The 23,032-nt window shown below is 46.5% G+C and carries 19 protein-coding genes and 1 other annotated feature; of the genes, 7 read left to right on the top strand and 12 right to left on the bottom strand.

All coding sequences use genetic code 11. From position 1 onward, the window contains the following. Nucleotides 1-50 precede the first annotated feature (50 nt). The 8 genes from ACX9NY_RS04990 to leuC form a co-directional block, all read right to left on the bottom strand. Entirely contained in the window at nucleotides 51-323 is a 273-nt protein-coding gene (locus ACX9NY_RS04990) for a hypothetical protein (protein WP_017687779.1), read from the bottom strand. 23 nt (nucleotides 324-346) lie between these two features. Then, nucleotides 347-1,042 carry an endonuclease III gene (nth, locus tag ACX9NY_RS04985; RefSeq protein ID WP_472477337.1) on the bottom strand — a complete coding sequence of 232 codons (696 nt, stop codon included), beginning with the start codon at nucleotides 1,040-1,042 and terminating at the stop codon, nucleotides 347-349. Between the two features lie 163 nt (nucleotides 1,043-1,205). Beyond that, complete coding sequence (locus tag ACX9NY_RS04980) at nucleotides 1,206-3,944, bottom strand: S-layer homology domain-containing protein (RefSeq protein ID WP_339235077.1); 2,739 nt, start codon at nucleotides 3,942-3,944, stop codon at nucleotides 1,206-1,208. 71 nt (nucleotides 3,945-4,015) lie between these two features. Next, the gene (locus tag ACX9NY_RS04975; protein ID WP_339235079.1) at nucleotides 4,016-4,693 is read right to left on the bottom strand and encodes a GerMN domain-containing protein; all 678 of its coding nucleotides are present in this window, start codon (nucleotides 4,691-4,693) and stop codon (nucleotides 4,016-4,018) included. A 35-nt stretch (nucleotides 4,694-4,728) separates the two neighbouring features. Further along, a complete protein-coding gene (locus ACX9NY_RS04970; RefSeq protein WP_339235081.1) occupies nucleotides 4,729-6,138 on the bottom strand; it encodes an N-acetylmuramoyl-L-alanine amidase family protein in 1,410 nt (469 codons plus the stop codon). 258 nt (nucleotides 6,139-6,396) lie between these two features. Beyond that, a complete protein-coding gene (locus ACX9NY_RS04965; RefSeq protein WP_472477334.1) occupies nucleotides 6,397-7,803 on the bottom strand; it encodes an N-acetylmuramoyl-L-alanine amidase in 1,407 nt (468 codons plus the stop codon). Between the two features lie 412 nt (nucleotides 7,804-8,215). Further along, a complete protein-coding gene (gene leuD, locus ACX9NY_RS04960; protein ID WP_091028995.1) occupies nucleotides 8,216-8,818 on the bottom strand; it encodes a 3-isopropylmalate dehydratase small subunit in 603 nt (200 codons plus the stop codon). Nucleotides 8,819-8,849: 31 nt separating this feature from the next. Further along, nucleotides 8,850-10,271, bottom strand: coding sequence for a 3-isopropylmalate dehydratase large subunit (leuC, locus tag ACX9NY_RS04955; RefSeq protein WP_472479213.1), 1,422 nt, complete (start codon nucleotides 10,269-10,271; stop codon nucleotides 8,850-8,852). Between the two features lie 377 nt (nucleotides 10,272-10,648). On the opposite strand from leuC, the gene ACX9NY_RS04950 reads away from it, so the two are divergent. Then, entirely contained in the window at nucleotides 10,649-11,569 is a 921-nt protein-coding gene (locus ACX9NY_RS04950) for a LysR family transcriptional regulator (RefSeq protein WP_339235087.1), read from the top strand. Nucleotides 11,570-11,802: 233 nt separating this feature from the next. Here the strand turns inward: ACX9NY_RS04950 and ACX9NY_RS04945 are convergent, their stop codons facing one another. The 4 genes from ACX9NY_RS04945 to ACX9NY_RS04930 all read right to left on the bottom strand — a co-directional run bounded on the left by ACX9NY_RS04945 (nucleotide 11,803) and on the right by ACX9NY_RS04930 (nucleotide 15,815). Further along, the gene (locus ACX9NY_RS04945) at nucleotides 11,803-11,988 is read right to left on the bottom strand and encodes a hypothetical protein (protein ID WP_017687767.1); all 186 of its coding nucleotides are present in this window, start codon (nucleotides 11,986-11,988) and stop codon (nucleotides 11,803-11,805) included. 90 nt (nucleotides 11,989-12,078) lie between these two features. Beyond that, nucleotides 12,079-12,900 carry a carbon-nitrogen family hydrolase gene (locus tag ACX9NY_RS04940; RefSeq protein WP_342570529.1) on the bottom strand — a complete coding sequence of 274 codons (822 nt, stop codon included), beginning with the start codon at nucleotides 12,898-12,900 and terminating at the stop codon, nucleotides 12,079-12,081. A gap of 73 nt (nucleotides 12,901-12,973) precedes the next feature. Further along, the gene (locus ACX9NY_RS04935) at nucleotides 12,974-14,596 is read right to left on the bottom strand and encodes an ABC transporter substrate-binding protein (RefSeq protein ID WP_472477331.1); all 1,623 of its coding nucleotides are present in this window, start codon (nucleotides 14,594-14,596) and stop codon (nucleotides 12,974-12,976) included. Between the two features lie 199 nt (nucleotides 14,597-14,795). Continuing rightward, a complete protein-coding gene (locus ACX9NY_RS04930) occupies nucleotides 14,796-15,815 on the bottom strand; it encodes an ABC transporter substrate-binding protein (RefSeq protein WP_339235096.1) in 1,020 nt (339 codons plus the stop codon). 262 nt (nucleotides 15,816-16,077) lie between these two features. On the opposite strand from ACX9NY_RS04930, the gene ACX9NY_RS04925 reads away from it, so the two are divergent. The 6 genes from ACX9NY_RS04925 to ACX9NY_RS04900 all read left to right on the top strand — a co-directional run bounded on the left by ACX9NY_RS04925 (nucleotide 16,078) and on the right by ACX9NY_RS04900 (nucleotide 23,029). Further along, nucleotides 16,078-17,286 (top strand): aminotransferase class I/II-fold pyridoxal phosphate-dependent enzyme, encoded by a 1,209-nt coding sequence (locus tag ACX9NY_RS04925; RefSeq protein ID WP_472477329.1) that lies wholly within the window; start codon nucleotides 16,078-16,080, stop codon nucleotides 17,284-17,286. Nucleotides 17,287-17,350: 64 nt separating this feature from the next. After that, nucleotides 17,351-17,565: a binding site (T-box leader), on the top strand. A gap of 82 nt (nucleotides 17,566-17,647) precedes the next feature. Further along, nucleotides 17,648-18,751 carry a glutamate 5-kinase gene (gene proB, locus ACX9NY_RS04920; RefSeq protein WP_339235101.1) on the top strand — a complete coding sequence of 368 codons (1,104 nt, stop codon included), beginning with the start codon at nucleotides 17,648-17,650 and terminating at the stop codon, nucleotides 18,749-18,751. A gap of 238 nt (nucleotides 18,752-18,989) precedes the next feature. Next, the gene (locus ACX9NY_RS04915; protein ID WP_339235104.1) at nucleotides 18,990-20,237 is read left to right on the top strand and encodes a glutamate-5-semialdehyde dehydrogenase; all 1,248 of its coding nucleotides are present in this window, start codon (nucleotides 18,990-18,992) and stop codon (nucleotides 20,235-20,237) included. A 35-nt stretch (nucleotides 20,238-20,272) separates the two neighbouring features. Continuing rightward, entirely contained in the window at nucleotides 20,273-21,139 is an 867-nt protein-coding gene (gene proC / locus ACX9NY_RS04910; RefSeq protein ID WP_339235107.1) for a pyrroline-5-carboxylate reductase, read from the top strand. Beyond that, entirely contained in the window at nucleotides 21,132-22,355 is a 1,224-nt protein-coding gene (locus ACX9NY_RS04905) for a 2,3-diketo-5-methylthiopentyl-1-phosphate enolase (protein ID WP_339235110.1), read from the top strand. The genes proC and ACX9NY_RS04905 overlap by 8 nt, the downstream gene beginning before the upstream one ends. Further along, on the top strand, nucleotides 22,352-23,029 hold the full coding sequence (locus ACX9NY_RS04900) for a 2-hydroxy-3-keto-5-methylthiopentenyl-1-phosphate phosphatase (RefSeq protein WP_339235113.1): 678 nt from the start codon (nucleotides 22,352-22,354) through the stop codon (nucleotides 23,027-23,029). Before ACX9NY_RS04905 ends, ACX9NY_RS04900 begins: the two co-directional genes overlap by 4 nt. Nucleotides 23,030-23,032: the final 3 nt, after the last annotated feature.

Raw genomic sequence — 23,032 nt, 5'->3', positions numbered from 1 at the left:
GCATACTGCTAACTCTTTAATACAACAGAACCCAATTGTGTAATCACTACTTAGGAAACTGCGTTCTCCATGGAAGGAAGCAAGATTTCAAATACTTGTCCATGCTGAAGAATTGTAATGTCTCTGCCTTTGTCTCTCATAACCACAACTTCTGGTTTAACGGACATACGCTCCAGGTAATGTTCAGGCACGTCGCCAGAATGGCTTACTGTGATGCCTTCTACTTCTTTTTCTTCATTCTCCGCCATTTCCTGTTCAACGATTTGTTCAAAAATATCGGAGAAGGCCTCAAAATTGTCAGTGTACACGGAAATGCATTTCATGATTATTCATCCTTTTCTGCTCATTAATTTATTTTTCGTTTTCGGGTGGTGACACGTTCCTTATCTTTCCTGATTTGGGACGTTTTCATACGTTTTTTCCCTTCCCTGCATATGTCCAGCAATGGACAGATATGACACGCAGGGTTCTGTGCCTTGCAATGGTAGCGTCCAAAAAATATAAACCGGTGGTGAGTTAGTGTCCACTCATCCCGGGGTACGCGCTTCATTAGTTTCTTTTCGACTTCAAGTACGGAGTCATCCCAACCTGCAAGTGCCAACCGCTTGGATACACGTTCAACATGAGTATCTACCGCAATTGCCGGTACTCCAAACGCATTGGAAACAACTACATTCGCGGTTTTCCGCCCGACACCTGGTAGCGTCACAAGCTGATCATGTTCCTGCGGTACATCACCGCCATACTGCTCTATTAAAATTCGGCACATGTTCTGAATATGCTTGGCCTTGTTCCGATACAAACCGATTCGCCGAATATCCTGTTCCAACTCTTCGAGAGGAACCGCCAGATAATCTGCTAGGCTTTTGTACTTCTGGAACAAATCTGCGGTTACCTTGTTCACCGTTTCATCGGTGCACTGGGCAGACAAAAGGACAGCTACCGTCAATTCAAATGCATTGCTGTGATTTAATTCGCAATGTGCATCAGGAAACATTGCTTCCATCGTTTCGAGTATATGCCTAACCGTCGCTGCATTCATGAAGAGCTACCTCCCACAAAATGACTCCACTCTGCGGAGCCTTACTTCGAAGCTTCATCCGAATACTTTGCGGGGACCTCAAAAAGCTTGCAAAAAAAACGTCTTGATGCGGGAAAGATCCCGTATCAAGACGGTCATTCTTTTGATCCTCGAAAAGAAACGATTACTGTTTTTGTATCTCCAGAATCACATTGTTCAGGAGATACAATACAATATTATCATTATCTCTGAGAGATTGCACGCTTAAAGTATTGTCACCCTGGTGAACAAATACACTTGATCCGAGTGCAAAACGATAGTTTGTGTCTGCTGTCGTTTCCCGTTTAACCAAAATCTGGTTACCCACGCCATCATAAGACCAGAATTGTTTGCTCATGACAGTTAGTACTCTGAAGCGTGTTGAATTATCCGTATCTTTTGTCATTTCAACACGATCACCGACCGTAAGACTAGTCAGCGAAGTTAACGTAGAGCCAGATTTTACGACTTTAACCGAACCGCTAACAGGCACGGTTTCAGTCTGGCCGTTAAACTGCTTGAGTGTTACGGATGAAGCATCCACTGCTGTAACTTCAGCCAGCGTACGCTTCACGACTTGAACCGCTTTTGGCGTAACTCCTTCAAATGTTACATTAATCAGGTTGCCTGCTGTCAGCTGTGAAGGCGTGATCGTCTGACCACTCTCTCCTGTCAGTACCGCTTGATCCACGTAGAACTGACTTGTCAACATATCTGATTTTACTCGAATACGACTATTTGCTTCCAAGGCAACCACTTCGAATTGAGCCACAGTGTTCAGTGCAATCTTCTGCACTACATCCTGATTTGCTCCAAGTGTTATGGTAACTTTGTCACCAATCTTCAGATCTCCCAGACTTGCGCCGGATTTATTATACATCTCGACTGTAGGAACCGTAGAATAAGGCACTGTAATCGTCTGATTACCGGACAACAAACTGATTTTCTTGCCAGAAGTATCAATGTTGCTAATTGTACCTTCATACTTGTAAATTACTTTAACGGACAATGCACGTGTTCCCACATATGTCAGATCCAATTTTCGACCATCGTTTAAGAGTGACTCCAGACCAGCCAGTGTAGGTTTGGTCGTATTATAATCCAGCTTTGTTTTCTCATCCAATGTAAATACAAACGGTTTTTTGTTGTTGTCCAGCACGGTAAGTACCTTTGTTTTACTATTGTAAGACACAACTGTTACCCCGTTCATAGGTTCCATTTGGCGTCCAATGACCTGAATACGCGTTACCTGGTCATCAGCGTTTAATGTCAGCTCCACCTGATCCCCGTTCGTAGCATCCGTGATGAGATCATTCAGCGTTGCATCCTGAATGCCATTGATAATGACTTCCGGCTTTTCAGTCAGCAGTTTCGCCTCCAGTGAACCTCCTTCACGTTTGAACGTTAACGTGGATTGGTTACCACCGATCTCAACCAGTGTTCCGCGCACAGATTGCTCCACACCTTGAGTTAATACGATCGTTTGCAGAACACTGTCCTTAACGGTGTATTTTACAGCACTGCCGGCTTTCAGATCAGCCACTGACAGGATACGGTTCTGATATGTGATAAGCAGATTGTCATTGTAAGCAAACTGCTCGGTAGCACCCGCTGCATTGACAAGTTTAATGGTTTTGCCAGAAGTAGATACTTCAGCAACTACGCCATTGTCACTCTTGTTCACAATGCCGGATTTCACACGGATTGCGACTGTTTTTTTGTCAGCCGAGAACGTCTCACGCTGTACTTCGATGACACTATCTGCCGTAATATCGGACAGTCTGATTGCATTACCATTCTGATCGATGAATGCCGTTGCTTCATCATAACTGTACGTTTCGTAATTCTCGCCCACAAAAATACCAATCTTATTGCCAGACAATGAACGTGCAAATGTACCTTCAACGCTTTCCACCTGTGGTGTAGCATCAACGACTTCCACATAGGAAGCCCCGCCAGCCGAACCCACAACCATAACTTTCGTGTATAGTTTCACATCTGTGGATGAAGCACGCGTCTCACTGTCTTTCGTAAAGTAAGGCGTACTGCTGTTCACTGCGAAGTTAACGGCTTTGCCGTCCACAACCAGCGTGATCTGCCCATCTTTCAATCCAGTCACATAACCCGTGGAAGTGTTCGGATACTTCGTATCCGTTAACGATTCGCCACGACTGAAGAAGGTAGCAAGTTGAGCACGGGTTACGGAACCAGTTGGATTGAATTTGTTGCCTTCCACACCTTTGGCCAGATCCAGGCTAACAGCCAGATTGACATAACCTTTACCACTTTCAGAGATATCTGCATTATCAGCAAATCCGGTAGATTGATTGTTTTGTGCCTTTGCTTCAGCATCCTTGTCCAATGAGCGGATTAACAATTTCGTAATCCATTCCCGTGAAGCCGGCTTTTGCCCCCATGATGTCTTGGATACATCCACAGTTGATTCTTCCGTCTTGTCAATCAGTCCCAGTTGAAGTGCCAGCGCGACATATGGCTTGAAATAATTTCCCACTTCCATGTTTGTCGGTAATGCCGCAGCCGTGTCGGTACTCAACTGGCCCTCTTGATTCATAAAACGGATTGCCATTGTTACAGCTTCTTGCTGTGTTACCGCGTCTCCTGGACGGAACAGGCCGTTGTTACCGAGAAGAATGCCTTGATATGCCAGTTTGTACACATGTTTCTCAGCCCAGTATCCGACCTTGATGTCACTGAACAAACCAGTTGGTGCAGCCGTATTCGTTATTGCAGCTGTCTGACCCTGCCCCGTTTCTGTTGATTCTGCTGCCATGGCAGCTCCGCCGACGCTAAGGGCCATCATGCCTGCAAGCACGGCTGATACTACTTTTTTAGAGTGTGATGGATTGTTATATTTAAAAGTCACCTATGATTCCCCTCTCTCATGTAAAACGACCCATATTCCGTGGATTCACGGTACAACAACTGCTGTACAACCTATTCGGATCTTGTCATTGGATGTTCAAGATCCACATGGCCCATCAGACTCTCAGTCTGCTGACCATCCACCAGTAAATCAAGTGATTTTACTTCATCAAACTGAAAGAACGTTTGTTTCAGAGCATCCATCGCAAAGACTTCTCCGCCTGCTCCAAGACGTGCCGTATCTGGCATATGAATATCCAGGGTAAGAGCTCCATCCTTGAACTGAACAGATTTCAATTCAATTTCTTTAGACCACAGTGGAACAAGTTTATTGTCTTTGCTCTGTTGCAGTGATTCAAAAGCAGCCTTATATTTGGCATCATCCGATGCGTATGAAATCTCTGCCGAAGCTTTGTGCAACTCCAGTTCTTCTTCATCCGTATAGAATACAGTGATCGTTTTCTTTTCATTACTTTCGGAAGTTGTTGGCGTGTCCGTAGACGTTTCGCTTGGCGGAGTAGTTGTAGTCGTTCCCTCCGAACTGCCTTCCGTGGATTCTGTTGGTGTTGTGTTCTCTTCTGGTTCAGCAGTTACCGGTTCGGTAATTGTTTCGCCTTCAACCTCGGTCACATTGTTTTCCGTTCCCGCGCCTTGCGTCTGATTCGGAGCAGCTGTTGGCTTGCTTCCACATCCAGCAGCAACTGCCATAACCGTTACCAGCAAGGCTGCAATCCATATTTTCTTGTTCATTCTAACTCCGCCTCCTCAACATAAGGGCTTGTCCCTTATTTAATTCCCAGATACTCCTTGATTCCTGCAACAATCCCTTTGGCAACACTGTTCTGGAAACTTTCCGTGAAGAGGGCTGCTTCGTCGCTCTTATTGCTAAGGAATCCACCTTCCAGCAGAACTGCTGGCATTGTCGTTTCACGGGTAACATGGAGACTTGCCGTTTTCACTCCGCGATCTTTCAGTCCGGAAGACTGTAAGAGATACTTGTGCATCACTGTAGCAAGTGCTTTGCTGTTGGAGCGTGTATAGAATGTCTCTACACCGTTCGCAGCAGCAGGGCCACTGTTAGCATGAATGGAGATGAAGATGTCCGCTTTTATGTCTTGTGCAATCTTCACACGTTCTTTTAATGCCAAAAATGTATCATCGCTGCGCGTTAACACAACGTCAATTTTGGATTCTTTTTTCAACAAGGCTTCCACTTTCAGAGCCATTGCCAGATTGAAGTCTTTTTCACGTTTCCCCGTTACACCAATTGCCCCTGGATCCTGATCTCCGTGACCTGCATCGATAACGACAACTTTTTTGCCATTATTCCCAACGGGAGGAGCAGGTGTACCACTTTGATTGTCGAGATTAATCATGATCAGTCCGGAATCATTTTGCACACTGTACCCTTTCGAACTGGACAGATCGATCACAAAACGAACTGTGGATGGACTGTTGCTGTATAACGAGTAACGAATCTTAGACACATCCGGATAGCCGCTAACGACGAGTTGTCCATTCTGGTTGCTGTCTAGAGCCTGTCCTTCACTGAATGAATCAGCAAATGCGGTATTCGGCAAGTCTATAACGATTCGATCTGGTCCTGTCATCGTGAAGACGTTCGGCTTCGTACTCCCGCTTGTTGCTATCATGAGGCGGTTGTCGCTGAAGCTGATGCCGTTCACCAGTACAAGACCTTCCTGATCCGATCCTCCGCCTTCATTGCCAGAGTTCGGAGGTGTGGTTGTCCCGTTTCCGGAACCTGAATTCTGGGTAACTAATGTTACCGTCTTCGTGGTATTGTTCCAACCCACCTTAAGACCCATTTCCTCACCGATAAATCGGAGAGGTACGAGCGTAGTACCATTTTTAACGAGTGGCGGGGCATCCAGGTTTACGTTACTGCCGTTCACCGTTGCCGTCTTCTGTCCAACAATCATCTGCATGGCAGTGTTGTCTTTGCTGATAGTCACCGTTTGCGTTTGCTGCTTCCACTCCACGCTATATCCAAGATTTTCGGACACAACCCGGATCGGAACCATCACCTTGCTGTTGATAATTTCCGCTTTTGCATCCGATGGCTGTACGATTTCTTTTCCGTCTAGGATAATTTTCGTGTCTGTTGCTGCGTGACTATAGCCCGGGAATACGAGCCCAAAGACAAATAACAGTACCAAAAAACCGAACTTCTTCATCCTTCACCCCTACCATTCTCATATTTTTTTGCCGCATGTTGTCATTTTCCAACTCCGACTGACCGTTTGGGCATTACCAGACACCTATTAGACGCCCCTCGCTCTCAAAAGTTGCGAATATATTCCAACATAACAGAAAAAAAACGTTGTCAGATCAAGCTTTTTTTACATTTCAATGTCTTATTTTTTCCTTATTTATCAAATATACATCTCTAAACAACGTACTAGCCTAACCTGCATAATTACGCACAATTCATTTTAGAGTCCCAAAAATTCAACAATTCCGTCCACAATCGCCTGAGCACATTTCTCCTGGTATTCTTCTGTGAGCATGACTGCTTCATCTGAAGAATTACTTAAAAAACCTAATTCAAGCAACACAGCAGGCATGGTTGTTTCACGGGTCACATGTAGACTAGCCGTTTTAACCCCACGATCCTTGAGTCCGGTTACCGGCAACACATATTTGTGAAGAGTATCAGCCAAAGTCTTGCTTTCTTTGCGACTATATAGCGTTTCAATCCCGTTTGGCACGGGTGTGGTGAATTTGTTTCCATGAATGGACACAAAAACATCTGCCTGATTCAATTCAGCAATATCCACTCGCTGTTTGAGTGAAAGCTCTGTGTCATCCTGGCGTGTAATGACCGTTTGGATATTTGAGTACTTTTGAAGAATAGCCTGTACCTTCAGCCCTACAGCCAGATTGAAATCCTTCTCATAAGCTCCAGACAAACTTACTGCACCGGATTGACGACCACCATGTCCGGGATCAATGACCACAATGGTTTTGCCATCATTCGTAGGTAATGCCGGTTGGCTTGTGGGTTCTCCACTTGTAGCTGTCAGGTCAACAAGCAAGACATTGTTATCTCCAATAGACCATTTGGCAGTAGCCGACTGACTCAGATCCAGAACGACACGCACGGTGGAAGGCGATTTACTAAACATGGCATACCGGACTTTGGAAACGAATGATGAATCCGTAACGAGAAACTGTCCACTGCCATCCGCGTTAGAGGCTTGTCCCTGAATGAATTCCTGAGAAAATGTGGCTGAAGGCAGATCAACTATAATACGGTCTGGCCCGCCTATACTGGATACTCTGGGAGTGATATTCCCGTTTGTTGCTACAATCAACCGATCTCCGCTGAAGGTGATCCCTTGAAGCTCTGTCAGACCATCCGGGACAGGAGCCTCGACGGGGTCACTGTCACCTTCCGTTCCGACTACGGGAGGAATACTAAATAGGCTTACTGTCTTGGTTCCATTGTCCCAACCAACACGCAGACCCATGCCTTCCCCGACAAAGCGTAACGGAACAAGCGTCGTTCCCTGTTTGATCAGTGGAGGCGAATCCAGATTCACCACGTTTCCATTCACTGTAGCTGCATCTTTGCCAGCCGTCATTTGAATTGTGCTGTTTCCTTTTTGAACCTGGACTGACTGAGTTGCCTTCTCCCACTTCACCTTATAACCCAGATTCTCCGATACAATTCGAATCGGAACCATGACCGTCTTTCCGATATTTTCGGCAGGTGCTCCTGTCTGCTGGTTAATGGTTACACCGTCGAGTACAATCGAGGGAGTGGTGTCTGCATGGGCCATGACTGGAAATAAACATAGGAACAGAAGAAAAACGATTGCTGCGGACCATTTTTTCATACCTCATCCACCATTCTTTTTGTCTTTTGAACATCCGACCAGATTCTCTGCAGCGTAACATCAATGGCGCTATGTAACCTTCCATAATCTACTAATCAGTTTATCAGATATTGTCCCTTCATCCGGTTACAACGTTGTCATATTCAGTCGGAAATAAGATAAAAAAAGCAGCTCACATTCAAAAACATCCTCTCTTTTACATGAATGTACATCGATTCCGTATCAATGATGTCATATATTGAAGATATTACATGTTGAAGTATTCAATCGAGAAAGATCGGGAGTTCTATGTATAGATGATTCATTAAGATATTTTAGCTTCTGAAATTATAAAAAAAGCTTCTATCTCATCCATAGGAAATAAGGTTCCTTTGGCGAGACAGAAGCTTTCTGCTGTACGCTAATCTAGCGATTAACCGAATAGTTTAGCCGCATGGCGTTGCTCATACGCAGCGATTTCGTCATCATGTTGAAGAGTGAGACCAATATCGTCCAGTCCTTGCAAAAGGAATTGACGACGATGCTCATCCAGATCAAAATCGATATGCAGTCCGTATGCATCGGTAATCGTTTTGTTTTCCAGATTTACATTCATCTCATAGCCTTCATGTGTCGCTGTACGTTGGAACAAGTCTTCCACTTGCTCTTCTGACAACTTGATTGGCAAGATCCCGTTCTTAAAGCAGTTATTATAGAAGATATCTGCAAAAGATGGAGCGATGACACAACGGAATCCATAGTCCATAATTGCCCATGGCGCATGCTCACGGGAAGATCCACAGCCAAAGTTGGCACGTGAGATCAGGATGGATGCTCCTTCATAACGAGGTTTGTTCATTTCGAAGGAGGCATTATTGTTACCCTCTTCATCAAAACGCCATTCGTAGAACAAAAATTGTCCAAATCCCGTACGTTCAATCCGTTTCAGGAACTGTTTCGGAATGATTGCGTCTGTATCTACATTGACCCGGTCTACCGGTGCAACGATGCCTTGTAATGTTTTGAATTCTTCCATATTAAACGTTCTCCCTTCTGTCTGTTATAGATTAGATCGCTGCTTCCGTTTTGAAATTCCAATCCCGTACGTCCACAAAGTGACCCTTAACCGCTGCTGCTGCTGCCATTGCCGGAGATACCAGATGTGTACGTCCTCCGCGTCCTTGACGTCCTTCAAAGTTACGGTTGGACGTCGAAGCACAACGTTGTCCTGGCTTCAATACATCCGGGTTCATCGCCAGACACATGCTGCATCCCGCATCACGCCATTCAAATCCGGCTTCCGTAAAGATTTTATCCAAACCTTCTTGTTCTGCTTGGATTTTAACTCGTCCTGAACCTGGTACAACAATTGCTGTAACCTGACTGGATACCGTGTGACCTTTAGCCACTTTTGCAGCTGCACGCAGATCTTCGATCCGACCATTGGTGCAAGAACCGATAAATACATAATCAATTGGAATCTCGGCAATTGGTGTTCCCGGCTCAAGTCCCATATATTCAAGCGCTTTTTCAGCCGCTTTACGTTCGTTTTCTGTAGGCAATTCAGCCGGAACAGGAACTTTCGAAGAAATGTCGGTTCCCATGCCAGGGCTTGTTCCCCAAGTTACTTGTGGAATCAATGTTTCGACATCGATTTCAACCACATGGTCGAACTCCGCGCCTTCATCGGTTACAAGCTGTTTCCAACCTTCTACAGCTTCATCGAACTTCGCACCCGCTGGTACGTATTCACGTCCACGCAGATATTCAAATGTTGTTTCATCCGGAGCGATCAATCCTGCTCTTGCTCCACCTTCAATGGACATGTTGCAGACCGTCATACGCTCTTCCATGCTCAATTCACGGATGGATTCACCCGTGTACTCAATAACATAACCTGTTGCAAAGTCTGTACCGTATTTGGCGATGACTGCGAGGATCATATCCTTCGCGGTTACACCCGGGTTACGTTTGCCGACAAAACGAACTTCCATCGTTTTGGCTTTCGCTTGTTGCAAACATTGCGTTGCCATAACGTGTTCAACTTCACTTGTTCCGATTCCGAATGCCAGTGCGCCAAACGCACCGTGTGTGGACGTATGACTGTCACCACATACAATCGTTTTACCTGGGTGAGTCAGACCAAGTTCAGGTCCCATAACGTGCACAACGCCTTGATCAACCGTGTCCAGATCATACAACTTCACGCCGAAATCACGACAGTTTTGCGAAAGGGTATCAATTTGTTGTTTGGAGATTGGATCTGTAATGTTGAAGCGGTCTTTGGTTGGAACGTTGTGGTCCATTGTTGCAAATGTCAGCTCAGGGCGACGAACTTTACGTCCACTCAGACGAAGTCCTTCAAATGCCTGCGGAGAAGTTACTTCGTGCACCAGATGCAGATCGATATACAGAATGCTTGGTTTGCCTTCTTCTTGATGAATTACGTGATTTTCCCAAATTTTCTCAAACATCGTTTTTTTACTCATCATTTTCACCTCATCATAAGTTCGGTCCTTGGAAGAGCCTCTGTTTTTCTTTAAAAAGTGAAGCTCTTGAATGACATAAATATATCACCCCGTCCTTCATTGTTCCAAGATATAATATCTATAGATGTAATAGGTTTAACCTATAATAAAAGAAAGGCAAATAAACCACTGCTCATCGCAGAGGTTTCAATTGATAACAATTATCATTATCATGTAAGTCTTATAGTACGTTCCCGCTTCGTCGCTGTCAATGTTTTTATACAAAATAAAGAAGCCGCCTCTTAATAATTGAGTTTACCAGTAGTTCCGGTAATAAGAATGATTTCTTTATCTGTAGTGATATAATGGTGGCATAACGAAAGGAATGACCAATGACGATGGAATTCAGACAACTTCAATATACGCTGCAAATTGCGGCCGAACGCAATTTCTCCAGGGCAGCAGAAAAACTGCATATTGCTCAACCTTCATTAAGCCAGCAATTATCCAAATTAGAAAAAGAATTGGGAGTACTGCTGTTTCAGCGTAATACGAGTACCGTAGAGTTAACCCATGCAGGTGTTACGTTTGTGGAGCAAGCCCAGAAGATCGTAGATGCTATGGAGTTATTACGTCAGGAAATGTCAGACATCTCCCAGCTTCGCAAAGGTAAAGTCGTTGTGGGCAGCATGCCGATCACCGGCTCACACCTGCTCCCACACGTGCTTCCTGCATTCCAACAAGCGTACCCCGAGATTGAAGTCACCTTGTTGGAAGACTCCGGACTTACGCTTGAGAAATTGACAGCAAGCGGCAAAGCTGATCTTAGCCTCTTATCACTTCCTTTACAAGAACCAAGCTTGTCTTATGTAACTATTGGCGAAGAACGGATTGATCTAGCGGTTCCCCCGAATCACCCTCTGGCACGCAGGGCAGATCCGGATAATCCGCTTCCTGTGCGCATTGAAGAGCTTCGGGATGAGCCATTTGTTGTATTGAAAAAAGGACAAGGTTTCCGCAAACTTACATTTGATCTCTGTGAGCAGGCCGGTTTTGATCCCCAGGTTGTGTTCGAGAGCACAAATATTGAAACCGTTCAGTCACTGGTCGCCACAGGGATGGGGATTACACTGGTTCCACGCTTTATTGCCCGTGCGCCGCGCAGTGAATTCGTACCCGTGTATGTGCCACTTGCTGAGCCAACGCCCAGCAGAACACTTGTTGTGGCTTACCGGCAAGGCAGAGTACTGTCGAAGGCAGCCGAAGCATTCATCCATACGTTTCAACAAACGGTGGCCGAATTGTCCAAGGGAGACTAAGGAATTTCTCCTAGGGGTATGGGGACATATAACACAGACCAAAACAAAGGCTTGACCCTAATGGGCCAAGCCTTTGTCATATACTCGTTTCCCGCATAAGCAGGATAGAGTTCTTACAACGCAATCACAGTAACTGGTTAGAGTACAATGTTGCTTGTTAAGTTGTTTAGTTTTATTGCTAATTTATAATGTTAATGTAGAAACGTACATAAGAAAACTTCATGTCTAACGGTTTATTTTCGCAAATTACGATCGCTTGTCAGCCTGTTTTGCTGATTCATTACACGGCCTTCGTCCTGAACAGTTGAATCAGGCGGTGATAGCCCTCCTGCTCCATTCTCTAAGAATGCCCTTAAGTGATCTTCCCTTGTGTTATCCTGTTCCAGTCTCCTGAGCGTATCTTTCACATGGTTGTCCATTGATTGATCATCTCCTTGGTAACGGGATAGTTATCATTACCCGCACGCTGGAAGAATAAACACTTTTTCTGCAGAATTTATTTCATTTTTTTATTTATCACCAAAATAAACGCCAGGTCGACGGTCTTCAAACACGGGAATACGTCCGCGAACCTCATCTACCAGGGAAGGGCGAATGATTCCGGTCACGATCTCTTCCCCTTCGCCACCTTCAGCCACAATCTCACCCCATGGATCAATGATGAGGGAATGTCCGAAAAACTCGGTGTCCCCCCCTTTTCCCACACGGTTACAGGCGATCACATACATCTGATTCTCAATCGCTCTTGCCGTAAGCAATGTACGCCAGTGGTGCAGACGAGGATTCGGCCATTCGGCCGGTACAATCAATGCCTTGGCACCATTTAAAGCAAGGGTCCGAGCAAGCTCCGGAAACCGGATGTCGTAACAGATCGAAGCACCCGCTGTAAGACCATTTTGCAATTCAAAAATTTCAGGTTCCGCACCAGGCTCTAAATATTTCTCCTCGTCCATCAGACGGAACAAATGTAATTTATCGTATCGCGTTACCTGTTTTCCTTCACGATCATACGCGTACATTGTATTGTATATTTGACCATCCCGTTTCTCGGCAATGGAACCGCCAACGATGGAAATTTGATGTTTTTGAGCAAAAGCGGACAGCCATTCCCGAGATTTCTGGCCTTCCGGGTCAGCGAGTTCATGAATTTGCGTCAACGCGTATCCGGTATTCCACATTTCAGGTAGCACAGCCAGCCCCAGGTCCGGATATTGTTCTACCGCACGTTCAAGCAACGACTGCATATGTTTATGATTAGCCTCAGGGTCTCCGAGCTGGATATCCCCCTGAATCAGAGCTACACGCATTTCTCCCTGTTGTTGTTCTGTCATGACAAGCACTCCTCTGAACCGTAATACCTGCTATCATAGCTTGATCCTCTTGAAGACTGCAAGCCTGTTTTTGTTATGAACTTGCACACAATAACTCAGGCAGCAGGGTCAACAATCGATCGCTTGTAAGCGCATCACCCATGTTCCAGATCGACTCCTCCACAGTATACACCCGTCTATTCTGCACAGCCGGAAGGGCTTGCCAACTGGAACTTTTCATCAGCATCTCGGTAGCCTTTCTTGCCACGACTTCCTCAGGCAGCATAACAAATACATGATCCCCCGCATACTGTCGTACCGCTTCTGCTGAAATTTCCTTATAGGCCCTGCCTGCCGCAAGTGCTTCCTTCACTTTGGTAACCGGCCTGAACCCCATTGGATGGTATAACAATGGCGCCAGCCCGATATTGCCCATAACAAATAATCGTGCACCTCGATGGAATGTAAATACGGATGCTGTTTCCCCTTCTTCAATCGCTGTATGGATCTTCACCCACATCTGCTCAGTACGCTCCGCATAGGAGGTTAGCCACTGTTCAGCCTGAGGTTGTTTGCCAAACCAGTTGCCTAAACCGCGCATTCGCTCGTCCAACATGGCGTGTGAATTGTAAGCGAGTGTTGGTGCAATGTGGGAAAGTTGTTCATACTGCTGTTCATTGTTACTATCAACAATTATCAGATCCGGCTTCATGACAACAGCTGCTTCCACTTTAACCGGAGCAACCGCGTCATAAGTCTGATCTCCCAGCACCGGAATACCCAGCATCAGCAGATCTCCCGCGGAATCTCCGTAATACATAATTCGCTCCGGATTTACAGGAATATTCACTTCATGACCCATCCAGTCCTGTACCAACGTCTGCTGCTGAATAGATCTGTCATATTGACGAGGAGATAATCCAGTCATTTGGCGAAAACGCCTGCTGAAATAATACTCATCCTTAAACCCCACGCGGCTTGCGATATCCCGAAGAGGCTCATCCGATTTGCGGAGCCATTCCTTGGCATGTTTAATGCGTACGTGGTTTACATAATCAAGTGGCTTGTGACCTGTAAGTTGTCTGAATAGAATCGTGTACTGCACAGGTCTGATCTCTGCAAGACGGGCCAGTTTCTGTACAGTGATTTCTTCAGTATAATGGTCGTCCACATACTGAATTGTACTGCGTAGCCTTGCTTCCATACTCTGCTCCTTCTTTGGAGAAGTGTACCGGGTAATAATTATCTCCATCCATTTTTGGAACTGTGCATTCAGATGACTGTACTCGGCGTCTGTTTTATAGTTCCGAATGACATACATCTGTTCCAATAGCCCATTTAACGGAGCATATGGATAGCCATTCAATTGGTTTCTGTGTGCAAATACAGGGCGGGTATAGAGCTCTGGATCGCTCGTCAACACATGAATAACATCAAAGCTCATCACGATATATTTCAATTCCGAATCCTTGCGATGTTCAATCTGGTAGCCTTCTCCCGGAGAAAGTGGATAAACAAATCCCGTAGTAAACGGATACTGTTCATCTCCAATATATAAACGTCCCTCTCCTTCTTCGCAGATCAGGAACGCATGTTTCTCGCAATCAACTTCTAGCATCACCTGTTCAGGTGGCTCAATTCGTCGTACCAGATGATCCAGCCGAAACATGAATGCTGAAAAGAACAACGCTCCCCCATCGGCATCCAGCGCCTGCATGTCGGTTCACCTCGTCTTTCTAAAATGAGAATGATTATCAATTGTTCTGTATGGTCTGATTATAAGCGAGTGATGGTTAATAATCCAGCTATGACTTTAATCAGCAAAAAAGAGCGCTCAACGAAAAGTTGAAGGCTCCTTTTACTTTTTAATCAACATACTTAAAGGTATTACTGGTGCCTTACTGGCTCATCACCAATTATTGGATCATCTGTTTAGGCAGCTCTTGTAACAGCCACTCCCTGGAAAGGGCATCACTTGAAGCTTTTACGATATCAAAACGATATACTTTTCCTTCCTTCACCGCAGGCAGGTTCTTCCAGATTGAACTATCCAGCAATTCCTTGGTGGATTGCTTGGCATCATCGGTCACAGGGTCCAGAATAAATATCCGATCACCGGCAATTTCAGATAATTTTTCGGTCGAAATCTCTACGAATCCCATGTCTTGATCCAATACTTTCTGAATTTCCGCGGTTGGCTTCAGTCCGTCCTTACCATATAACAACTGTGGCAATCCTGCACCTGCCATGACAAACAGACGATTCCCGGGATACATGGTGAATACCGAAGCCGTCTCCCCTTCTTTCAAGCCGTTCTCATGCAGTTGCTTCCACATCGCATCTGTTGCTTGTTGATGCTTCGTAATCCAATCCTCCGCTTCTTGCTTCTTGTTCAACAAGTCGCCAAGGATACGCAACCGATCTTCTATTGACCCGAATGAGTCAAAAGTAACCGTGGGTGCAACTTTCGCAATCTGATCATATTGCGCCTCATCACTGTTGGAGAAGATGATCAAATCGGGATTCAAGGCTAACGCCTTTTCCACACTAATCGGAAATCCTACATCTTCTGCCTGAGCAACCTGATCATCGTATACGGTTCCCTCCTGATGCAGTATGCCTACTGGTACAACACCTAGCGCGAGCAGGTCCCCGGTAACTTCTCCATGATAGATGACTCGCTTCGGATTTACAGGAACCTCAACCTCATGGCCAGTCCAATCTTTGAATACCCGGGTCTCACCCTCATTCGTTGTCTCTTCCGTTGCAGTTTGTTCCTGATTGGTTGCCTTTCCTTCAGCCTGAGTTTCTGTGGCTGCTTTGGAATCCTCTGCGCCAGCAGCAGGTGTTGCAGCCTGATTTCCACAAGCCAGCATCAACACGGATAACCACGTAATCGTAAATAATACTGCCGTATTTCGTATGCCCTTTTTCATTGCTGTTTCTCCCCCTGTATCATGTGCATAGTGCAATATAATTTAATGATATTGATTATCATTATCGGATATTATCATAAAACATGGCTCCTCTCAGCTCAATGGACAAAACGAAATGAGCACTTTCAATTTTGTACAATCTCCCGCTCTTGGCACCTATGTACTGCATAATTAAGTGTATTTCCCTCTATACAGCTCGGGATTGGCGTGATAAATTAATGAGAACTATTTGCCATTTTTAATAACCGGAGTGATGAAGCTAATGACCCATTCAGATCATATAACTGCTCGTTCAGCATTTACGATACCGACTTCTGATGTAATGACACAGCTGCCAACGCAATTTTTTGCTACCCTTGTTCAAAATGTAAATCGTGAAATCGCAAGTGGACATGATGTGATTAATCTGGGTCAGGGGAACCCGGATACACCTACACCGCCCCATATTGTGAAATCACTGCAAGAGTCGGCTGACAATCCCCTCTACCACAAATACTCCCCTTTTAGAGGGTACTCTTTCCTGAAGGAAGCGGTCACCAAACGTTATAAGGAAGATTACAATGTTGATCTGGACCCCGAGACTGAAGTAGCCATTCTGTTCGGAGGCAAAACAGGACTGGTTCAGTTACCTCAGGTTCTGCTTAACCCCGGTGACACTGTTCTCGTTCCCGATCCAGGCTATCCGGATTACTGGTCTGGTGTTGCACTCGCGAAAGCACACATGTCATATATGCCTTTGCTGGAGTCCAATGCATTCCTGCCGGATTATGAAGCAGTTACAGCCGAAGATCGGGAGAAGGCCAAGCTGATGTTCCTCAACTATCCCAACAATCCAACGTCGGCAACGGCTCCACTGTCGTTCTACGAAGATACGGTTAAATTCGCCATTCAAAATCAAATCGTCGTTGCAAGCGACTTTGCTTACGGTGCGATTGGATTTGACGGACATCGTCCAGTAAGTTTCTTACAAGCCCCTGGTGCCAAAGAAGTGGGCATTGAGTTCTATACGTTATCCAAAACGTACAATATGGCTGGATGGCGCGTTGGATTCGCGCTGGGTAATGCGGAGATCGTCTCTAAAATCAATCTGCTGCAGGATCATATCTATGTCAGTCTTTTCGGTGGGATACAAGCTGCGGCAACGGAAGCACTTACTGGATCTCAGGAATGTGTCACTTCGCTGGTTTCACGTTACGAATCCCGTCGTAATGCGTTCTATGACGCTCTTTCTTCGATTGGCTGGCAAGCTTCGAAACCGGCAGGTTCATTCTTCAGCTGGTTACCTGTACCTGCAGGTTATACCTCTGCTTCATTTGCAGACTTGTTACTGCAGGAAGCCAAGGTGGCAGTCGCCCCAGGTGTCGGTTTTGGTTCACATGGTGAAGGCTATGTCCGCGTAGGACTGCTCAGTGATGAAAACCGATTACGCGAAGCTGTGGAACGGATTGGCAAGCTGAACTTATTCAAGTAATTTACAGGACGATAACCCCTTTGCATATGCCAAGTTTCCATGGTATGTTATAAGAAATATTGAACGAAACGTGATGACGGGACCAGTAAGAGAATATCAGTCGTGCCCAGAGAGTAAATTCCACCCTGCTGAAAGAATTTACCGCGGCTCTTCTCTGAAACCTACCCCTGAGCGGCCTGTTACGTACAGGACAGTGCCTTCTGTTACAGGGCATGAAGCCGGATGATTTAATCATCAATAAAGGTGGTACCGCGGAAGTAACGAACTTTCGTCCTTTTTAACTAAAGGGCGGGAGTTTTTTTTGTACCCGCTTAAGCCTCACACAAAATCACTTATTAATCATGTTTAAGGAAGTGAAATCATGACTTCACGTATTGTAGTTAAGATTGGAAGCAGCTCGCTTACCACGGAAGAAGGCGGTCTGGATCGCAGTTCGATCACCTTTTTTGCCGGAGAAATTGCAGCCTTGGCTGACCAGGGTCATGAGGTGCTCTTGGTTACCTCTGGAGCAGTGGCGGCAGGTTTCCGGGAGATCGGTTACCCTCAGCGGCCCAAACTGTTGCATGAGAAACAAGCTGCAGCAGCCGTTGGGCAAGCATTGCTGATGCAGGCATATCAACAGGCTTTTGCAGCGCACCGCGTTACTACGGCACAAATTCTGTTAACCCGCACAGACTTTCACAGTCGTAAACGTATGGGTAATGCGGGAATGACCGTAGAAGAGCTGCTCAAACAGCGAGTGATTCCGATATTCAATGAAAATGATACGGTATCCGTAGACGAATTGAAGTTTGGTGATAACGATCTATTGTCCGCGTTGGTGGCGAACCTGGTAAAAGCACAACATCTGATCATTCTAACGGATACCAACGGGCTGTACACCGCCGATCCACGTAAAGATCCATCAGCCATTCGTTACGACCGCATCCCTGAAATAACGGCTGAGATTTATGCGTTTGCCGGCGGTTCAGGATCATCGGTTGGTACAGGCGGGATGCGATCCAAAGTTGATGCAGCCAAGGTAGCAACCCGTGGTGGTGTCCCTGTATTTGTAGGAAGTGTGAAAGAACCTGGAGATATGCAACAGGCCGTGGACGGAACGGGCAAAGGAACCTATTTTGAGACACGACTCGCTTCGTTATCCCGTAAAAAGCAATGGCTTGGCTTCATGTCCACTCCGCTCGGTACAATTGTTGTGGATGCTGGGGCCGAAGAGGCTCTTGTGCATGGTGGGCATAGTCTGCTGCCTGTAGGGGTCAAAAAGGTGCTGGGAACATTCCACGCCGGAGACGTCGTAGAGGTCATTGGAATGGATGAAACCTTGCTTGGTCGCGGTATTGTCAATTATGATGATGACCAACTTCGACTCATTGCCGGACTTCCCAGTGGCGAAGTGATGAAACAGCTTGCCAGTATCCACAGACTTGAAGTTATTCATAGAGACGAGTGGATTACGTTAAAATAAACATGAAGCTATATTAAGTTAAACTAATCATTTACACGTAACGGAGAGGACAGAAAAAACCTGAAAAAGCGGAGCGTTCGCCTTTATCCCCGGATTTTCCCTTTAGAAAAGGGAATCAAAAAAATCTGGGGGTAACAGCGATTGGAAGGTTATTCTGTCATCGTAGTGTCTGTGTGGATAATCTTTAGTCCAACATGAGGTAAAAATTTTAACTTTATATATATGAGGAGGAATTACGATGAGTGAAGTGAGAGAAAAAGCCAGCAAAGCTCAGGCTACGGTTACACAGCTGAACCGATTGAATACAGATCAGAAAAATGCGGCCCTTCGTGTTATGGCCGATGCATTGATCACGGAGTCGGAATCAATCATCACAGCAAACGCTGAAGATCTCGAACGAGGCAGAGCACAAGGCACGCCGGAATCGATGCTGGATCGACTCGCACTTAATAAGGAACGGATCGCAGGCATTGCCGAAGGACTACGTCAGATTGCAGGTCTGCCTGATCCTGTCGGTGAGGTATTGGAGACATTCACGCGCCCCAACGGATTGCATGTTGAAAAGTTAAGAGTGCCTATTGGTCTAATCGGTATCATCTACGAAGCTCGTCCCAATGTCACTGTAGACGCAGCCGGATTATGTCTCAAAACAGGTAATGCAGTGCTTCTGCGCGGTGGCTCCTCTGCCCTGTCCTCCAATCGCAAAATTGTAGAGGTTCTGCATCATGCACTGGCAACGACAGCCATGCCTGCTGATGCTTTGCAACTGGTTGAAGATGCGGATCGTGCTTCCGTAGATGAAATGCTCAAGTTGAACGGACTGCTGGATGTCATCATTCCACGCGGCGGGGCCTCCCTCATCCGTAATGTGGTTGCCAATGCGACCGTACCTGTTATTGAGACCGGTGCAGGCATCTGTCATACCTATGTGGATGAATCAGCTGATCCCGTCATGGCAGCCGAAATTGCCATCAACGCCAAGGCACAACGCCCATCCGTGTGTAACTCCATGGAGACTTTATTGCTGCATGCCGCATACGCGGAAGAGCATCTTCCTGCTCTTGCCGAGCAATTCCGTGAGGCGAGTGTGGTCTTGAAAGGTTGCGACACGGTGCGCCGTCTTGTCCCTACCGCCCTTGAGGCAACCGAGGAAGACTATGCGACCGAGTACAACGATTATATTTTAAATATCCGTGTGGTTGAGAACCTGGACGAAGCCATGCAGCACATCGCACATTACGGAACCAAACATTCCGAGTGTATCGTAACCCGGGATACAGCCCATGCAGAACGCTTCATGCATGATGTGGATGCAGCAGCAGTCTATCACAATGCCTCCACTCGTTTCACGGACGGGTTCGAATTTGGTTATGGAGCCGAGATTGGCATCAGTACCCAAAAACTGCATGCACGTGGACCAATGGGGCTGCCAGCACTGACATCAACCAAATATCGTATTACAGGCAATGGACAGATTCGTCAATAATATCCAGCACCAGTTATATAGGAGGAACGATTAATATGAGTCAAGAGCAACAGACGTTACTACAACAGAAGATTACTTTCCACGGAGCAGGCGCGATGGCCGAAGCCATCGTGCGCGGACTCATCTCCCGCCTTGTCGTTCGTCCTCAGGATATTACGATGCTGAACCGCAGCAACCAGAAACGTCAGGAGGAGCTCAGCACCCGTTATGCTGTACATACCGGAACTGCCTCGCAATCCTTGGATCATCTCGCTTCCACTCCGGTCATTGTACTCTGTATGAAACCCAAAGATGCTGCCGCAGCGCTGCGCGAACTGGGTCCGCTGTTATCACCTGATCAATTGATCGTGTCTGTCATTGCCGGATTATCGATCCGCACGATGCAATCCTTGCTTGGACGTAAACAGCCTATTGCCAGAACCATGCCGAATACATCCAGTACGATCGGGCTTGGTGCAACCGGACTTGCCTTCTCTGCGGAAATTACGGATGAGCAGCGCAGCACGGTGATGACCATGTTTGAAGCGGTCGGAATCGTAACCATTGTACCTGAGGATAAACTCGAAGTACTCACTGGGATTTCCGGAAGCGGCCCTGCTTATGTATACTATTTAATGGAGGCCATGATTGCCGCGGGCATTCGTGGTGGCTTATCCAGTCAGCAATCTCGTGATCTCACTGTTCAGACGGTGCTCGGCGCGTCACGCATGGTACAGCAAACCGGTATGGAGCCGATGAAGCTTCGCAGTGATGTGACATCCCCGGGAGGGGCAACACAAGCAGCACTGAAGACGCTGGACGAAGGTGATTTCTTTGAAAATGTAATCGCAGCCGTCAACCGCTGTGCAGAGCGCTCACGGGAGATGGGAGCTGCTTTGGAAGGGGATTTAAAAAATGAATAACATGTGCACAGCCACATATCGTCTGCATGATGATCATGCAGACTTCCGCAAGAAGGCCGAGTCCATCGCGATCGGCATGACCGTGGGCAGCTGGACGGAGTTACCACAAGCTCAGCGTGAAGCGATGCAGAAGCATCTGGGTGAAGTCATAAGCGTAGAAGTACATGAAGCTGATGGAATGGCTGCGGGTGAGCGTTACGCTGACATTACCATCGGCTATCCTGATATCAACTTTAGCCGTGATATCCCTGCCCTGCTCGTAACGGTCTTTGGCAAAATCTCAATGGATGGCCGAATCAAATTGACAAAGCTTGGTTTCTCGGATGGCTTCCTCCGTGCATTCCCGGGACCCAAGTTTGGACTGAATGGTGTTCGTGATCTGCTTGGTGTACATGATCGTCCGCTGTTAATGAGTATCTTCAAATCCGTCATCGGGCTGAACGCTGATGAACTGCGTGAACAGTTTATCCGTCAGGCACTTGGTGGCGTGGATCTGATCAAAGACGATGAAATTCTGTTCGAGAACAAATTAACACCTATCGAAAAAAGAGTCGAGGTCTGCATCAAAGCTGCCGAACAGGCACGCCAAGAGACAGGCAAGAAGCTACTGTATGCAACCAATCTCACAGGACCTACATCTCGTCTGAAAGAGCAGGCTGAACGTGCCATCGGTGCTGGAGCCAATGCCTTGTTGTTCAACGTGTTGTCCTACGGGTATGATGTCCTGCATGAACTCAGCAGTGATCCTGATATTAATGTGCCGATTATGGCTCACCCTGCACTTGCAGGAGCATTGTATCCTTCACCACATTACGGCATCTCGGCTTCGGTTGTACTTGGCCAGTTGATGCGTCTTGCGGGTGCCGATCTGGTGCTCTTCCCTTCTCCTTATGGATCGGTAACGATGCCGAAGGAAGAAAATATGGCAATCACAGAACAATTACTGACAGCTGATCTGCCTGTAAGATCCAGTATGCCAGTACCATCAGCCGGTATCCATCCAGGCCTAGTACCGCTTATTTTGCGAGACTTTGGGACAGATGTTATCGTTAATGCTGGTGGTGGTATTCATGGGCATCCTATGGGAACTGAAGCAGGCGGACGTGCATTCCTGCAAGCGATTGAGGCGGCTCAGCGTTCCATTCCACTCGCTGAATATGCAATCGATCATCCAGAACTGAAAAGCGCACTGGACCTGTGGGGTGGCGAACGATGAGAAGTGATAAAAAAACCGTCATCTTCTGTGACTTTGACGGTACAATTACCCTCTCGGACAATATTGTCGCGATTATGAAACATTTCAAGCCTGAGGGCATTGAAGCAATTATGAAAGATACGATTGAGCAGAACATCTCGCTGCGTGAAGGGGTTGGAGCCATGTTCGCTCTGTTGCCTGCATCGCAAAAAGATGAAATTGTCGAATTCGTACTTGGACAAGCCGGCATCCGTGAAGGGTTCAGCGAATTTCTTGACTATGTTCGCGGCGAAGGGATTGAATTCAATGTGACCAGCGGTGGTATGGACTTCTTTATCGAACCCTTACTCGCGCCCTTCGATATCCCGCAGGATCATGTCTATTGTAACGGCGCTGACTTCTCAGGTGAGACCATCCGCATTGAATGGCCGCATCCCTGCCAGCCTCCTTGTGAGAACGGTTGCGGAATGTGTAAAACGACCGTGATTCGTACATTCCCGGCAGAACAATACAATCGAATCCTCATTGGAGACAGTCTGACAGATTTTGAGGGTGCAAAGATTGCCGATCTCGTCTACTCCCGCTCCATTTTGACGGATAAATGTATTGAACTTGGTGTGGACCATGTGCCATTCGCTACCTTTTACGATATCATCGAAGATATGAAACAGAAGCAAACACAAGGAGTGCTGTAAACG

The organism is Paenibacillus sp. CB74 (assembly GCF_055687625.1).
This window is presented reverse-complemented; position numbering and strand designations above follow the sequence as displayed.